This window comes from candidate division KSB1 bacterium, from assembly GCA_024655945.1.
In the GTDB taxonomy this organism is placed as follows: Bacteria; Zhuqueibacterota; Zhuqueibacteria; order JANLFK01; family Oleimicrobiaceae; genus Oleimicrobium.
This window is the reverse complement of sequence record JANLFK010000007.1, coordinates 172,052-188,862: the sequence shown is the minus strand read 5'-3', so window position 1 is coordinate 188,862 and position 16,811 is coordinate 172,052. Positions and strand designations below refer to the sequence as shown.

9 protein-coding genes, 1 other RNA gene and 1 pseudogene are annotated in these 16,811 nt (G+C 62.8%); all 11 read right to left on the bottom strand.

Annotated features, from left to right (window positions below; all coding sequences use genetic code 11):
* Positions 1 to 33: 33 nt before the first annotated feature.
* Positions 34 to 3,405 (bottom strand): hypothetical protein, encoded by a 3,372-nt coding sequence (locus NUW13_10660; protein MCR4439483.1) that lies wholly within the window; start codon positions 3,403 to 3,405, stop codon positions 34 to 36.
* A gap of 36 nt (positions 3,406 to 3,441) precedes the next feature.
* On the bottom strand, positions 3,442 to 4,353 hold the full coding sequence (locus NUW13_10655) for an ABC transporter ATP-binding protein (protein ID MCR4439482.1): 912 nt from the start codon (positions 4,351 to 4,353) through the stop codon (positions 3,442 to 3,444).
* 780 nt (positions 4,354 to 5,133) lie between these two features.
* Positions 5,134 to 6,066 (bottom strand): hypothetical protein, encoded by a 933-nt coding sequence (locus NUW13_10650; protein ID MCR4439481.1) that lies wholly within the window; start codon positions 6,064 to 6,066, stop codon positions 5,134 to 5,136.
* A gap of 10 nt (positions 6,067 to 6,076) precedes the next feature.
* Complete coding sequence (locus tag NUW13_10645; GenBank protein ID MCR4439480.1) at positions 6,077 to 7,303, bottom strand: aldo/keto reductase; 1,227 nt, start codon at positions 7,301 to 7,303, stop codon at positions 6,077 to 6,079.
* 36 nt (positions 7,304 to 7,339) lie between these two features.
* The gene (locus NUW13_10640; protein MCR4439479.1) at positions 7,340 to 9,514 is read right to left on the bottom strand and encodes a TonB-dependent receptor; all 2,175 of its coding nucleotides are present in this window, start codon (positions 9,512 to 9,514) and stop codon (positions 7,340 to 7,342) included.
* Between the two features lie 17 nt (positions 9,515 to 9,531).
* On the bottom strand, positions 9,532 to 10,407 hold the full coding sequence (locus NUW13_10635; protein MCR4439478.1) for a hypothetical protein: 876 nt from the start codon (positions 10,405 to 10,407) through the stop codon (positions 9,532 to 9,534).
* A gap of 20 nt (positions 10,408 to 10,427) precedes the next feature.
* Positions 10,428 to 12,206, bottom strand: a complete 1,779-nt coding sequence (locus tag NUW13_10630) for a hypothetical protein (GenBank protein ID MCR4439477.1) — start codon at positions 12,204 to 12,206, stop codon at positions 10,428 to 10,430.
* Positions 12,207 to 12,240: 34 nt separating this feature from the next.
* Positions 12,241 to 13,935 carry a T9SS type A sorting domain-containing protein gene (locus NUW13_10625; GenBank protein MCR4439476.1) on the bottom strand — a complete coding sequence of 565 codons (1,695 nt, stop codon included), beginning with the start codon at positions 13,933 to 13,935 and terminating at the stop codon, positions 12,241 to 12,243.
* A 119-nt stretch (positions 13,936 to 14,054) separates the two neighbouring features.
* Positions 14,055 to 14,390, bottom strand: a pseudogene (locus NUW13_10620) (DUF4870 domain-containing protein).
* A gap of 117 nt (positions 14,391 to 14,507) precedes the next feature.
* Positions 14,508 to 15,596 (bottom strand): DUF362 domain-containing protein, encoded by a 1,089-nt coding sequence (locus NUW13_10615; protein ID MCR4439475.1) that lies wholly within the window; start codon positions 15,594 to 15,596, stop codon positions 14,508 to 14,510.
* An 82-nt stretch (positions 15,597 to 15,678) separates the two neighbouring features.
* Positions 15,679 to 16,037: a transfer-messenger RNA gene (gene ssrA, locus NUW13_10610) on the bottom strand.
* Positions 16,038 to 16,811: the final 774 nt, after the last annotated feature.

The following is a 16,811-nucleotide window of genomic DNA, read 5'->3' as shown; positions in this document are numbered from 1 at the left end:
CATAGAACCGACTCGTACCTGCGCTCCCCAGTCTCATTCCTTGACCCACTTGACGGCGTCGGCAAAGATGACGCGCGCGTCGCTCTTGTTGGTCAGCTCCACCTTGGCGCTATCGCCGGAGAGGTAGTAGCGCCCCAAAAAGTTCCACCCTTCTTCTGCCTGGGCGCGGTCGAAGACTACATCGTCCACACCATCATCGTGGTGGATGCGGAAGTGGTACTGCCCGCTGTCGCGCGGTCGTTCGCCCGGTCGACCTCCACCGCCAGGGCCGAAGCGCCTGAAGCCCGGCATGGCACCGCCGCTGTAGTAGTAGACGCCATAGTAGCCAGGCGCAGGCAAATGGGTAGTCCAGGAGACCACCTTATCGCCCCCGCCCGGTTTGGTGAAGTAGGCCGAGCGCACATACCGGCCGTAGAAGCTGGCCTGCACGGTGGCCTTCCACTCCGGGGGCAGGCGCCAGAACTGCATGGCCACGTAGCGTTCCTGGTTGTTCGCAGAGCCGGCGCCGAGCAGATGGCGCAATGGGCTTCCGCTGGCGCTCCCAACGACATGGCACCCCGGATCCTCGTTGTCCACCACCAGCTCGCCGGAATTGACCAGGGCTACCGGCTCGCTGACGATGCGCTCCCCTTCGAACGGCACCGCCTTCTTGTTCTCCTGAAACTCATCGAATGGCCTGCTGATGACCGAAGGGAGGTTGCGCGAGGTCAAAGTGTTGATGGTCACCATGCGCGGCTGGTCGTCCAGCACGATACCCACCTCTTTGGTCTGATTGCCCGCCAGCACCACGGTGCGCTGTACCTCGTTGGCCTGTCCGAAGCCCGGAGGGCCAAAGCCGAACCCTGGGCCGCCTCCCGCCACGCGGAACGTGAGGGCCAGCAGCCCCTCCGCCGGCTCGAGGTTGGAGACCTTAAACTTTACCTGATACCGCGTCCGCTCGCCGTCCAGCACCTTGTACCCTTCGATGTTGCTCAGCAGGAAGCCGGGGAGCTGGCGGCTTGTGGACCATTCCGCCAGCAGGCTCCTCAAGTCGATGCCAAAGCGATCGCGCAGCTCCGCCACCAGTTCCTGCGCATCGACAGCCTTGAATCGCTTGGCCGCGAGCCATTGGCGCAGAAACTCATTGAACCGCTCCGTGCCAATGCGATGTTGCAGATAACTGAAGAGAAAAGTCCCTTTCAGCTTGATGGCATCGGCAACCAGATCCTGGTAGCGCGCATCAGCAAGGAGCTCCTGCAGGCTCTTCTCCTGCAGGGCTTGGTTCACCTTTTCTTCCTGCGTCAAGCCTGAGAAGAACCGGAACGGCGGCGCGAACCCTGTCTCCGCCCGCGCCCGCAAGAACGCCTCCATGGCCAGGTTGAGAAACGGCCACTGCGCCGAGCGCACCGCAGTGGCAAAGGCATAGTAGTTGGGGAAGACGTTGTAGCCGGCACTGCTCAAAGGGTCGCCACCTCTGCCGATGCGAATCATGGTCATGCCTGAGACCAGCGTGGTGCCCACGAACTGGCGGAACAGGCGTGTCTGCGTCTCCTTGGGGGTGCTGATCTGGTTGGTGCGCTGCGCGCGCCAGCGCTCCCGCCGCATGGCTTCGCGAAAATCCGCCGCCGGCAGGAACACGCCCTTTTCCGGCAAAAAGACCATCTGCGGCTGCACGGTCTCCTGCGCTCCTCCCCAGGCGCGGGGGTACGCATAGAACTGCACCGGCGCCTCCACCAGGAAGAGACGATGGTAGGGGTACTTCATGTCCACCCGCACCTCATAGTCCTGCTTGATCTCCCTGATCAAGGCGCCCAAGGTGTCGCTCACCTCGGTGAAGTAGGAGCGAAAATAGTCGTGGCCAGGCCAGGTGTAAAGCGCGTACTGCACCGAGTCAACCGTAATGCTGCGCTGCTGGTACGGGCCGATGACCAACGACATGCTGGGCAATGGAACCTCCGGCCGGAACACGAACTTGCCCGGCGCTATGCTGCTCACCTCACCCTGGGAGATAGCCTGGAGACCCGGCGAGGTGCTCACTTGCAGGGTAAACCGGGCAAAGTCAGGGGCGACCACGGTCGGCTCATGGGGCGTGTAGGTGACGCCTGGCCGCGGGTACCAAAGCGCCTCTGAGGTGAGCAGCACGAACTCCTTGGTTACCAGTGCGTGCCGCTTGTCGATGTTGAACAGCGCCACGCGATAGAGCGCTTCCCGCTTGGCATTGTCCACATCCAGGTAGCAGGCCGCTTCGTCGATAGTGCCGCTGTAGGCGACGCGCACTGAATCTACCTCTCCCGGCTGCAGGGCTTCGGGAAGCGTCAGTTCCAACAGGTGGCGCCGACGGGCCACGCTTACCGGCCGGCCGCTTTGCTCCACCCGCTCAACCTGCAAACCCGGGTTCAACGCCACTACCAGCCGGGAGAGCGGCTGCGAGGCCTCGTTGCGCAACGCCATGGTGGCTTCGCCGTGCAGCCGGTCGCCCTTGTGGTCCACTGCTATGCGCATGCTGGCTAAACTTGGGCGCGGCAGACTCGCTAACGAGGTGTTCAGCTCCACCATCTCTTTGCGTTGTGCCCGCACGTCGAAGAAGCTGCGGACATGCATCACGGCCAATGCCACACCCGCCACAAAGAATACTACGGCCAGAACCGCCGCCAGGCGCAGCATCCCCATCGATTGCGGGAGGCGGCGCAGAAGGAGCACCGTGGCAGCGATAAAGGAAACGCCCAGACAGAAATAGATCCCCCGGTGGATCAGCACCTTACCGATATTCCCAAACCCGACAAAGTCCGAGTACATCAGCGGCACGTTGAAGCTCATGTAGTCGAAAAGCTGGTGAGCCTCGCCCCCTAACACAAAGAGCGTCAGGCCGATGTAGCCGAGGAGCACCACAAAGGTCACCGCCTGGTTGCGGATGAGGGACATGAGCAGGAACGCTAAGCCGAACACATAGAAAAGCGTCGGCAGGCTGATGAGCAGCGTGTACAGAAGGTACGGTTTCACGCCAAAAGGCAGGCCGCTGAAGGCCGAGTGGAACACCCCCGCCACCAGGAGGACCGCCACGTTCAGGCCCAGGAAGACCAAGAAGATACCCAAGGTCTTGCCGAACACATAGTCGCCGTTGGTCATCGAGCGCATGTAGACCACTTCGGTGGTGTCCAACTTCTTGTCGCGCTTCAAAAAGTCGGAGGCCAGGAAGACTGCGATCACCGCCTGCACCACGTTGAGCAGCGACAGGTTCATGTACGGCACCGATGCAGGCAGGCCGCGGAAGATCCACGGCGAATTGCCCACGTTGGTGAGCAAAAGCAGGTTCAGCACAAAGAGGCCGATCACCGCCAGCCCGGCGAAGATGCGGAAGAACCAGCTGCGCAGCAGCGTCTTTATCTCAAACCGGGCCACTGTCCAGATATTGTGTATGGATAACATCCTCTTCACCTCGCTATGCAATAGATGACGTCACGCCTACCTCTCGGCCAACTCCTTCTCGTCCAGCGACGCCCCCAACTTGTACTCCATGAAGAAGACATAGGCGTGCTCCAAGTTTGGGTCGATGGGCTTGCCGGGATAGGTGTCCAAGTTCTCGGCCACCACTTCTACCTCCCAGCCCGCTTCGGCGGGGATGGTGGCAATGACCGGATAGCGCTCCTTGATCGCCTCCAACTGAGAGTCGGCCGCCTTGATGCGCCAGACGTGGCCTTTTGCCTGCTCGATCAAGGCGTCCGGCGCCCCTTCGAAGACCAGGTGGCCGTCATTGAGCAGCGCCATCTTGCGGCAGGTGCTGGAGATGTCGCCCACGATGTGCGTGGACAAGATGATGATAATGTCGCGCCGCGTCATGTCCGAGAGGAGGTTGCGGAAGCGGATGCGCTCCTCCGGATCCAACCCGGTGGTGGGCTCGTCGACGATGACCACCTTGGGGTCACCGATGAGTGCCTGGGCGATGCCCAAGCGCCGCTTCATGCCACCGGAGAGCTTGTTCGCCTGGCGGTCACCAACCTCGTACAACCCCACCTGCTCTAACATGTTGGCCACGGCCTTTTTCCGGGCGCGGCTGTCCTTGAGGCCGGAGAGCGCGGCGATATAGTCCAGAAACTCCCAGGTGGTGAGGCGGGAAAAGAGGCGAAAATCCTGGGGCAGATAGCCGAGCATGGCGCGGATGGCGCGGCGGTCTTTTTGCAGGTCCAGGCCGTTGAACTTGACCACCCCGGCGCTGGGCTTCATGAGGGTGGCCAGAATACGCATGAGGGTGGTCTTGCCGGCACCGTTGGGCCCGAGCAGGCCAAACATCCCGCTCTCGATGCGTAGGTTAATGTCGTCGATGGCTTTCTTTCCGCCTTCGTAGACCTTGGTCAGGCCTTCAATTGTGATGACCATACGCTCCCTCTGATAGAACGGCTCGGTTCCGCGAAAGTCGACAGCACTGATGCTCTGTACGGAATTCCGGCGCAAGAGTTCCCGCCGCCGTCTGTCTGCAAAGCCGGCGAGAGCTGTTCACGGCCTTTGAACACGCAAGGCGGTGAAAACTTGCAGGGCCGGTGGGGCCTGGGCGCTGGCGAAGGACTTCCTGCGGGACGCCGGGGCACATTGCGGCGATATGGCGCGCTCGCTCTGGCGAAGTCAGGACGACTTCAGTAGCTTAGGACGTGCTGCCAACGAGAGGCAGAACAGGCCGCGCCTAAGGCCACCGGCCCTCGCTTGTGAACCGTCGCCTCGAGCAGAACCGCCAAGATGGCATCGCCTGACACGAGTGGATGCGTCCACGGCCTGGCTGGCGCAGCAAATAGTGGGGGTCTTCCCGGAGAAAATGTGGCAACTGCAAGAGTCCATGGGCTGATCGCGACTGGCGCACAGCCCATACCTGATCGGCATGGCCTTTGGGAAGAGGACAAGTTGCGGCGGAAGCAAATCACGGCAGCGCCCGGCGCTGGCTCCTGACCCGGGAGGCGGCTGGGGAGGTTCCTGGCAATGAGGCGCAGCCCCCCGAGCTCCAGCGCAGAGCTGCACCCGGCTTGTCGGTGCGAGCACGCCACACCTTAGGAGCGCCGCCTTGCTCAAACGCCACGGCGGAGCAGCCCGGCGCCGCCTCCGGCCTCAAAAACCTTGCCTTGCTAACTCAGACTGCAGCCTGGGGTCCCTCGTCAAACCAAGTCTCACCTACCTCCCCTGAACCGCCCGGCACTCCGCCACCCGTGCCAGCAGCCGCCCCACCAGCGTCTTGCCCGCCTCCAGGTCCACGACGCCAATGGCACCCCCAAGCAGACCGCGCAGGGCAAAGACCATCATCCAGCGGTCGTCGCCCATGCAGGTGACCTGCACGCCGCCCACCTCGTCGGTCACCACCTTCTGCCCCTGTGAGCGGGCAAAGTCGAGCAAACGGCGCAGCGCCTGCTCAGCCGAGTCGGTGGGGACCAAGAAAAGCTGACACCCCACTGCCCCATGCTGGTAGTCCACGCGATAGGCATCGTGCAGAAAGGCTTGCCCCAGAAAGTGGCGCGGGATGTAGCGCTCGCTGTGCGGCACACGCTGCTCCTCCGGAAAGCAGCCGAACAGCGCAGGCTGGGCGAACTCCCCTGGGATGCGTTGCGCAATGCGCTGCGCCGCATGGGCGAGCACCTGCGGCACGTCTTCCGCCACGTCAAACGAAGTGAGCTTGACGTAGAAAGGCCCCTTCCAGAAGTTGAGGGTATTTTCGCTCAGGCGCCCCTGCACGCCCACGGCCACAATGCTGTCCTCAGGGGAGCGCTCCGCCGCGTAGATGCCAAAGCCGCCCAGCGGCGTAGCCATGCGGTAGACCTCCACAGTGAGCGAGCGGGCGCTGTCGGCCGTCATGTACTCGGCAGCGACCACCGCCTGGAAGCCGTACTCCAAGTACAGATCAGCGGCGCCGTCGATGTACTCCCACAAGTTGTCGGGCAGGAAAAATTGCAGTGGCTCGCTACGCTGCCAGCCCGGCAGGTCCTCAGCAGTGGGCAGCAGGGCAGCCAAGACCTCCCGCTGGGCACTGCCCTGCGCCACACAGCTTGTCGCGACCGCAAAGATCGCCAAAGCTCCGACCAACCTGAACGAAGATGGGCGGAAACTTCTCATCGCGTACACCTCACACTTGCTGCACAGAGTGGTCATGCGCACCTGCCAAGGCAAGGACGCCCTGAACGCGCGCGCCGATCGGGATGCCGTGCCGGCAGGAGGCCACACACCGCTCGCAGTCCCGGCAGGGGGCGAGTCCACGCTGGTCGGCGAACTCTGCCAACGCCTGGTGCGCCTGCCGGCGGTTGCCATAGGCAAAGGCGTACATGTAGGCGCGCATGGCCGTGGGAATCTCCACCTGCTGCGGACACGAGGCCACGCACGAGCGACAGCCGTGGCAGTAGAACGATCCTGGCGTTGCGGCCGAAAGCTGCAGGTCCTTTTCTTCCTCCTCAGTCAGTTTGAGGTTGGCCATCAGTCCCCAATCCAGCTCCAGTTGCTCAAACGTCGTGACCCCGGGGATGGTGGTGCACACGTGCTCGTCATTGAGCACCCACTTGAGGGCTGCCGCATGGTTGACGCTCCGCCGCTGGTTCATGCGCGCTCCTGCCTGCGTCTTCATGGCAACCACGCCAAGGCCCTTGTCGGCCGCGTACTTGATGGCCGCGCGCACCTCGTCGCGATGGCCCTGGAGGTAGTTGTAGGCGGTGAGGACCACATCCCACACGCCGCTGTCCGCTGCCGCACGGATCACCTCCGGCTCGTTGGAATGGGTGGAGATGCCGACAAAGCGCGCCAGCCCCTTCTTCTTGGCCTCCGCGAAGATTTTCAGGAGAGGCTCGTGGGTAACCATGCCCGCCGTCTGGCAGCTGTGCAAGTAGAGGATATCCACATAGTCGCTCTGCAGCCTCTTCAGGCTGATGCCCAGCATGCGGTCAAAGTTTTCCTGTGTGGCGCCGGGATTCGGGCCACGGTCGGCGGTGAGAAAGTTCCCCTCGCGGTCCCGGGCAAACCAGAGCTTGGTGCCGATGACCACGCGGTCGCGGCACGTGCGCTCGGCCACAATGGTGCCAATGACCTCCTCGCTCTTGCCGCCCATGTAGCCATGCGCCGTGTCCAAGTGGCGCACGCCGAGGTCAAGAGCCTTGCGCAGCAGGTCTGGGCTGTCGGAGTTCATCACCCCGAAGCTGACGATGGGCAGACGAACCCCTGTCTTGCCCAGTGGGCGGTAGATCACCTTTGGCGCCGGGGGCTGCTGCGTGCCTAACGACCGCATCAATGGCCACGCCGTCCCCAGCACCAGTCCCCCCAACGCCGCGTTGGCCATAAACTCCCGCCTGGTCAGGTCGCGTCTCATCTTCGCCTCCAATGCTGTTGCCACTCCTTTCCTTTCTCAGAAGCCACCTTGCAGGCCGACAAGAAACGTGCGCATGGGCATGAGGTTGCTCTCCATGGGCGCATAGTTGTACTGCAGAAGGTTGTTCACACTTGCCCGCAAGGCGACTTTGCCCAACTCCACGCCAAAGCGCAGGTCCACAAACTTCATTGGCACCCGCTCGTTGATGGGGTAGACCTTGACTTTGTCGATCTTGCTGGCGTAACGGTAGTCGATTTCGCCTTGCAGCCTGCCCAGGCGCAGATCGGCTTTCACCGTGGTGAGCACCTTTGGCCGATAGGTGAGGGGCTCATTCCACTTGATGTCGCGCGGGTCCATGGCCGTGGTGCTGAGGTGCAGTCCAGCGGTCCATCTACGGCCCAGCAGGCGGAACGGCACGCTGAGGTTGGTGGTGGCTTCCACGCCGCGAACCCTGGCGCGCGTCACGTTGCGAAACTGGATCTGCCCGCGAATCAAATCCAGGTGCGCCTCAATCATGTCCCAGTACTCATTGTCGAAGAAGGAGACGTCCACATTCCAGTCGCGCATGAGGTACTGGCAGAAGCCGAGGTCATAGGCCCACGACCGCTCCGCGCGAATGCCGGGATTGGCCTTGATCTTGAAGTTCATCACCGTCAGCTCGAGATAGCGCTCCACGATGGTTGCCGCCCGGAAGCCGCTGCCCACCGAAGCGCGCAGGCTGGCGTTCGCCCAAGGCTGCCAGTTGACGCCAAGGCGGGGGCTGAACAGGTCCTCCTTCAGGCCGCCGACGATTTGGTAGCGGTCATAGCGCAGGCCGCCGGTCAGACGCAGGTTGTCGCGCACGCGCCATTCGTCCTGCACGTAGGGCCCCACGAAAAAGCCCCTGTGGCTACCAAAGTACTTGGTGCTGCCGGCGTCGTGCTGGTACTGCAGGCCGCCGGTGATGGTGTGGCGGTCGTGAGGCAGCCAATCCGCCTGGAGCTCAACCCCCTGTCCCCACGCCGGATTGAAATTGGCCTCCGCGCCGAACTGATTGCCCATGAGCGTGCGCACCAGCGAGCCCCGCACATGCAGCGCCACCCGCGCAGAGAACGGCACCACGACTTTGGCATAACAGGCCAGCTGATTGGTCGCCGCCCGATTGCCAAGGTTCGCCTCGTCCACCTCGTAGGGGTCGTTCTGCCCTTTCCACTGGACGAAAAAGCCACGCTTGATGAAGCTGTACGCGGCATAGAGCGTCCAGCGCACGTTGTTGCGAAAGCGGTAGTCGGCGCGCCCCGTGAGGTTGTATTTCTGAAAGTCGCCCAGTTGCGTGTAGCCGGTGGACATAAAGCGCCCGGCCGAAAGCCGCAGGCCCAAAGGGCCAAAGCTGCGGCTGTAGCTCAGGTCTTCGCGCGTGTAGTGCAGGCGGTCGGGATCGGTCCAGCGCCACTCATCGTAGTAGGGCCGGTCGTACTTGCCCGCAGTCCATGAAAAGAGCAGTTGCCCCTTGGGCGAAGGCGACTTGGTGACGACGTTGACCACGCCGCCCAGGGCCGAGGCGCCCCAGAGCGTGGAGCCGGCGCCTTTCAGGACCTCGATCTGCTCAATGTCCAGCGGCGGCAGCATGTCCCAGTTGAACTGACCTGTGTCGCTGGCATAGACCGGCACGCCGTCCAACAGGAGCAAGACCTTGTTGCCTGCGCCAAAAGTGTAGCCGGTGGAGCCGCGGATGTTGATCTGCTCGCCGATGAAATTAACCCCAGGCGCTGTCTCCAACGCCTCGAGCAGATTGGTAGCATTGCGCCGTTGGATGTCGCGCGCGCTCACCACGGAAATGGACACCGCCGCCTGGTCCAGCCGCTGCTGCGCCTTGCCAGCCACCACAACTATGGGGTCGAATTCGATGGGGGCAGGCTGCAGGGAAAAGCTGAGGCACGTCTCCTGGCCCTCGACCACCTTCACCCACTCGCGAGTGACCGCCCGGTAGCCGATCATCGAGGCGCGCACGCTGTAGGTGCCAGGTGGCAGGTGAACCACCACAAAGTGCCCTTCCCGGTCGGCACTGGCCCCGCGCGTGGTGCCCAACACCTGCACATTGGCGCCAGGCAGCGGCTTGCCGGTCTCGCTGTCCACCACCGTGCCAGCCACGCTCCCCACCCCTGCATGGCCAGCGCGGACTGCTGCCCCGGCAACGGCAAAGACCAGAAGCAAGCAATGGAGCTTGCGCATCTCTCCTTCTCCTGAGCCTACGGCTTGGCCTTTGCCCAGTCGACGAAGATATCCGCCCCCTTCTTCGTTTCACCGGCCTTGATGCTCAGCTTGCCCGGCTGCCCTGGGGCGTCCGGGTCTTCGTAGATGCCGAGCACGCGAAAGTCAGTCAAGCTGGCCCGCTCCGGCAGCCAGAACACAGCCACGTACTCCACCGTCCCGTGCCGTACCGGGAGCACGTAGTGGTAGGCGTTCTTCTGGGCATCGAAGTTGTCGGATTCTGTGCCCACAGAAAAGTCGATGGACTTGAGCAGGGTCAGATACTCGACATTCACCTCAGGCTTGCGCACATAGGCGGCAACCGCCGTGGCCAGCGTGTTCGCAGGGAAAGGCCCGTTGAAGTAGAGAGTCCCCTCGATGCTCGCGTCGCGGTCAACGCGGCTCCAATTGGCACGCAGGTCGATTGCAAAGACCGGCTCCTCCTTGGTGATATCGAATCCCAAGGGCAGGAGGTTATTCCTGGCGTCCAGAGGCAGGGCAAGCACGTCAGCAAGATTGGACTTGGTCTCGGTGTTGTACCACCACAGGCTGATGGCCTCGTAATGGCCGTAAGGGAGAGCCATCTCCGCCATCACCGTGTCGCGGACGGCATCCCATTTGAAGGGCAGGCTATTGGGGCTGTGGTAGAGCTCATTGATGGCGCGCGGCGGAAACTTGGGGGCCACAACCAAGTAGATGCCCTGCGTGTTCTTGGGCGGTGGTCCACCGTAGAACAGCACCCTTGCCCGCACCATGCCCGGCAGCGGGGCAATGCCGTGCTCGACCTCACAGGAGAGCCCAGTTAGCAGGACAGCCGCGCCAATGACGGCGCTGGCGATCGCAACGCCCCTGCCTCCACCACGGCGGATACTCATGCCTCACCCCACCTGGCCGTTCAGCGAACAAGTAGCAGTTTGGTGCTCCTGGAGCGCCCGCCGCCACGCAACCAGCACGTGTAGATACCCGGGGGGACCAGGTTCCCGTGGGAGTCGCGGCCGTCCCAGTACACCTCGTGCCTGCCTGGGCCGAACTCCCCGGCAGCAACAGTGGCCACCAGACGCCCGGCCACGTCCATCACCGTCAGGGTCAGGTGCTCATACCCTGCGGCCTCAAAACGCAGTCTGACGCCACCGGGAGAAGGATTCGGGAAGGCGGGCAAGAGGCGAGACTGCGCAGGCGCCTGTGGATTTTGCGTGGCCACACCGCTGGGATATGCCACTGCCCGCGCCGAAACCGTGACCGGGTGCTGGACGATAAAGGCCAGCTTCTCAGCCTCGCTGCGGGGCAAATTGGCCGGCAAAAAGTAGGCGACAAAACCCAACTCCAAGTTCACGCTATCCTGGCCGCTGCCGCGGAAGATCATGCCATAGTCGCCGTAGGAGACGCCGTCGCCGGTGTCGCCGCCAGCAGTGCCATCGGCCACGCCCCCCTGCTGGCTATCGTGGTAGTAGAGGGCAATGCCCTGCCAGGTGGTGTCGCGGAAAGTAGCGTGGGTAAACATGCTGCCCTGCGGGCCAGTGACCAGGCCCCACTCTCGAATGGGCAGCTGGATCTGGCTGTTCACTGCGTCCGGCACGCCATCGATCGGCACGCCGTCATTGAAGCGGTTGTAGAAGCGCATGCCAACGGCGTTGCTGTTGAAATCCCACGACTGACGGAGGAGTTCCATTTCGATGTAGATGTCGTTCTCCGTGTTGAACGCCGCCTTCAGTTTCTCCGGATCCAAATTGGCGCCGCCCACCACGGCAGCGGAAAACGGGTAGAAGTAGCCCTTGACGTAGAACGCTATGTCATGGAGCACCACCACGCCGAACTTGATCGTCTGGCGAACGGTGCGCACCAGTCGCACCACCGGTCGCGCAGTGTAGCCGAAGTAGTAGCGCCCCACCTCCTGTGCCTGGTACACGTGCAGGTTGTCACGCTCATTCGCGGCTGGAGCCCCGCCAAGACCGACGTAGATGGACTGACCGGTAACATCCATGTAGCCGGCAAAGCGGATCTTCTGCGTGTCGAAAAAGTCCACGCCGCTGCCGTACGGAGGTTTGATGGCCACATCCTCTACCATCCCATTAGTGGAGCTGAGGCGGAGGCGGTACATGGTCGTCTGCACCTCCTGCCGCACCGGGTCGAAGGCAAAGCCGTACGGGTTAGGCACCTGCAGGTTCAGGGTGGAAGACTGGTAGAGGTAGGCGTAGCAACGCCAGGAGGGGTTCACTGGGTCGGCGACCGCAATCTCCCAGCGGCGGTGCTGGCGCGCGTCCGGGTCGTCGAGCCAGGCGTCATCAGGGGCGCGGTCGCCCATGTCCCCCACCAGAAAGACGAGCTCGTCATCGGAGTCAAAGGCCGGGTTCGCATCGGCGGCAATGACGTTGGCGCTCCCCACCTGCACGTAAAAGTCGCGGTGGGCCTCCGCCACCCCAGGCTTGCACGGGTCCTCAGTGTTGTAGACCTCATCGATCTGGAAGGGCATCGGCCGCCAGACACCGGTCCACGCATCGTAGGCGTAGAGGTACAGCTGCTCGATGGGCAGGTCCTCCCAGATCGGCATCTCCCGGTGCTTGACCACCACCGGCTCATACCGGCGCTCCTGATGGAGCTGTTGCGCGCTGACCTGCGCCACCAACAGCACGCACAGCAGCACCGCGGCCACACCCCATACTCTCCACGTGCTCATAGGCACCTCACTCGAAACGCCGCACCCCGCGAGCTTAGCGCAACAGCAGCATCTTGCGCACCAGGGTGCCACCCTCCGTGCGCAGCACTGCCAGGTACACGCCGGAAGGCAGCTCCGCCCCGCCTTCGTCGCGCCCGTCCCATTCCACCTCTTGCCTGCTCCCGCCCGCACCGCTCAGCCTGAAGCGACGCACCTGGTGGCCGGTGCCATCGACGATCTGGAGCTCGGCAGAGGCGCGCGCCGGCAGCTCCACCTGCAGCCTTGTCACAGGATTGAACGGATTCGGGTAGTTCTGGTGGAGCGCCCACGCCGACGGGACACGGTCCGCCTGCCCAGCGGCTACGCCCGACAGGTAGCTCTGCGCCTGCACGTTCACCGCCATGCCGGTCTCCACCCACTCCTTGAGCGCCCCCGCGACAGCAGGGGACTGGTATGCCGGCAGGAAGTAGCAGGTGAGCTCAAAGCTGAGCGCTACGGGAAAGGTCTCACCAGTAAACACGTAGCCAAAGTCGCCGTACGAGACGCCATCGCCGGTATCGCCACCCAAAAGATACTCATGCGTACCGTCTGCCGAGCCGCCTGCGGCATTATCCCAGTAGTAGAGCCCCTGCTGGGAACCAAGGCGAGGCACCTTAGTGACAGTGACAATCGTGCCCTGCTCCCCCGTGACCATGGCCCAGTTGAGCCCGGGCGCTTCCACGGTGCTGACCGGCGTGTCAGGCACACCATCCACAAGCACGCCTTCAGGGTTGTAGGCGTTGTAGAAGCGCATGCCCGACGCGTGAGGTGTAAGGTCCAACGACTGCCGCACCAGGTCCAGTCTGATCTCCACATCTGGCGGCAGGTTCACGCTGTCGATAGCGCCACCAAAGCTCACGCTATGAGGATAGAAGTAGGTGGTGAGCGGAAACCCGACGGGAAGCTGCCACCCCAAGAGCACAAGCCCCACCCACTCCCGGACAACGATGCGCACCGCTCCGGCAAGCACCCTGGTGGAGTCTGGGACCCTGCGGAAGAAGTCCCGCTCATTGCCTGGAGGGTTGCCGCTTTTCCCCAGGTTGAAGGCCAGCCCATCGTACCTGAAGTAGCCCACCATGCGCAGCTTCTGCGTGTCCACCAGGTGCACGCCGGAGCCGCCCCCTTCAGGTTTGATGCGTGCATCGCCAATCAGGCCGGAGGGAGCAAAGCCGACCGCGTAGCTACTCGTCTCCACCCACTCGGAGTCGGGCCCTACCCAGTGCCACGACGCACCATACGGATCCGGCGCGGGCGTGGTGATGGCCGAGCTCACGTAGAGGTAGGCCCAGGCTCTTTGCGTGGGATCCGCTGCGTCAGCCACCTCTATCGCCAAGCGCGGGTGGCTTCTGGACTCCACGTCATCGATCCATGCCTCTGGTGGTGCCTGGTCGCCCAGGTCGCGCACCATGAACACCAGTTGGTCAAAGCCGTCGAATAGCTGGTTATGGGGAAAAGTGAAGAAATCCGTGGAGTCTTTCTCGTCGATCTGGAAAGGGATCGGCTCCCACACGCCTCCCGCTTGTTGGCTGTGGTAGGCAAATAGGTGCAGGTGCGCAACCGGGGTCGCATGGAGCTGAGGAAAAGAGTTCGCGTCGACGACCACCGGCTGCCACGGGCGATCAAGCGTCTTGGCCACCTGGGCAAATGCGGGCATCGCCGCCGCCACGAAGAGGGCACACGCCCCCACCACGACAGACTTTGGCCATCTCATTTGTTGACCTCCAGCTATTTAGCGGCCGCCGGCGTTCGCACGGTACCCGTTGGCCGGGGCAACGAGGCGAACCGTCGGCAAGACCTTCGCCTTCTGCCACGGCCTCTGCCTGCCGCGCACTACTTGATGAGGCGCAGGTTCAGCGGGTAGCGGAAGCGCTCTCCTTCATTGGCCCGCACGGCCGCGATGATGACCTCCACCAGGCCGAAAATGCCCAGCGCTATGAGGAGGGAGATGCCGATGAGCACGAAGCTCAGCAACCCTGCAGCCACGAGGTAGATGGTCAAGCTAATTTGGAAGTTAAGCGACTCTTTGCCCTGGTCGTCCACCAAGGGCAGCTCTTCCTTCTTGATCAGCCAAATCACCAGCGGCGCGATGATGTGGCCAAAGAGGAACACAAAGCCGGCCAGGGCACCGATGTGGCAAAACAGTGCCCAAGTTCTCTCGTCCTTGCTTCCGGTCTGCTCGCTCGTGGCTCCTCCCGGGCGCCTGGTTCACCGCTAAGTAAAAGGTAGTAAAGCGTGCCAATTTGTCGTGTGCGTTCCGTCACGAAACAGAGCTTTCTCCACGCCTCAACGCACTTCAATCAGCTGGTATGCAGTAGTGCCTAAGCCAATAGCCTCGGCGTGGGCCAGCTGCACCATCCCGTCCACCTTGGGATAAGCCATCTGGTGCAATGGCCTGCCCACCCGTTGGGCAATGAGGTCCAGCGCAGCCTTGTCAATGGCCACCGGATCGCGGCTGGCCAGCACGCCAATGTCCGCAAACAGCGGCGACTGCGCCACAGCCAGGCAGTCGCAGTCTTTGGTCACAGAAACGATAAAGTTGAAGCACAGCACCTTGTCCCGCCGCTGGATGACGGCGCCGAGGGCATGCTCAGCGATCTTGCGCTGCAGGTCATCGCCCGCAACCTTCCAGTCGTAGCGGATGGCATCGAAGCGGCAGGTAGTGAGGCATTCGCCGCAGCCGATGCACCCCTGGCTGGCGATGAAGGCCACCCCGTCGCCCATTTCGATGGTTTGCTCCGGGCACCAGCGCACGCACTCACCGCAGCCGGTACAGGCTTCGGGCTTGACCTGCGGTTTCATGGCCGAGTGCTGGCGCAGCTTGCCGCGTCTGCTGGCCATCCCCATACCCAAGTTCTTGATGGTTGCGCCAAGGCCGGCCGCCACATGCCCAGTCACATGGCTGACCACCACCAGCGCATTGGCGCGCATGGCCTCACGGGCCAAGGAAACTTCTGCAAACAGCTTACCAGGGATAGGGACGGCGACTTCGTTGTCCCCGAATACCCCGTCCGCCATCACCACGGGCGCCCCCGTTGCCTCCAAGGTGAAGCCATGCGCGTGCGCCAGCTCCAGATGCGTGATGGCGTTGTTCCTGGGGCTTCGGTACAGCACACAGGTGTCCGTCAGAAACGGCCGTCCCCCACACTCCTTGATGAACGAGACTATGGGTGGCACCAGAGAGGGCGGCAGGTGGGTGCCATTTCCCTCTTCGCCAAAGTGGAGCTTGACCGCTACATAGTCTTTGGGCGCCACCACCTGGCGCATGCCGGCCTTGTGACAAAGGCGGTGCAGGGTGCCCTCGACAACTGCCGGCGGGTCCTGCCTGCGGAGTGGGGCAAAGTAAACAGTGCTGAGGGCAGGTCGTTCGGTCATGGACTCGAAGCGCGTTAGTCGTCGGCTTGCCGTGTGGACTGAAAAGACCGGAGCAAGAGGTGCTCACGGCCTTCACAACATCTGGTGGAGACGGTGGGAATCGAACCCACGTCCGAAAGCCCGGTCTTAGAGACCTCTACATGCTTAGCCCGTTGCTTGCTCTCGCCTGCTCCAGGCGCAACCGGCCAAGCCCGGAGCGGGCCAGCTCAGGGAAGATTCGCCAAGGACGCCTGAGCATCGTCCTCAGCTATCCCACTGTCAGCGACGCCCCGGCACGGGCCCAGTGGGCTAAGCCCGCAAGGGACGTGGCTGCACTAATTAGGCAGCCAGAGCATACGCATTGTCTGCGTTTACATTTAGCTTCCAGCGGTTTTACGAGGTGCTGGAACCTCGGCATGCAGTCTCTAACCCCGCGACTCCCGTCGAAACCATGTCGTCCCCATAGTTAGCCAGTAGCGAGAGAAAACGGGCCGCGTCGGGGTTTTCAGCTGGCGCTAAAAATATACAACCGGGAAGGCAAAGAAGCAAGGTCTTTTTCGGGCAGAGCAAGAAGGCAAAACTCGAGGAGTACGCACCTGGAGCCTGGGCAAGAACTCTGCCCCGCAACTTCTGCCATGCCGCTTCGCCTTCCCGTTCCTCAGCCACGGGAACCTGTGAACCGGTTAGCTCCGAGGAAGCCCGCGCCCGAGCGCGCTCACTGCCCTGTCGGCGGCAACAAGGCTCCGCACCTGGGCTTTGGCGACTACGCAGCGCCATTCCCCTCCTACTGGATGCTGAAGAGTCCCCACTCACCAAGAGGGTCGAGCCGCCCGTCTGCAGAAATCGCTCCGCTCGCCAGACCCGTCGCGCTGAGGCAACTCACACGCGAATGCCTGCCGCCCGAACTTGTCCAAGGCCGGTGCCAAGCGACAACGGTAAGCAGGTACGCCGCACCCTCAGAGTCCAGCAGCAGCCCCCTGCTGCCCAGCTCAGTCCGGCAACCAAAGCTACCCCCACTTGAGTTGACCCTGGCGATCAAAGCACAGGAGGAGATTGCCCTTCCCGACCGCACGGATGCTTTCGTCCGGCCTCAAAGCCATGTTCCCGGCCACGTACAGGGACTCGTCGGTCTTCCAGCGCAGCGCCCGTTGGCCACTCAAGGCACAGAAGAGGCAGGCACTCTGCTCCTTCGGCCTGGTGCGGGACAGGTTGTCTTCACCATCGATTGCTGGGCAG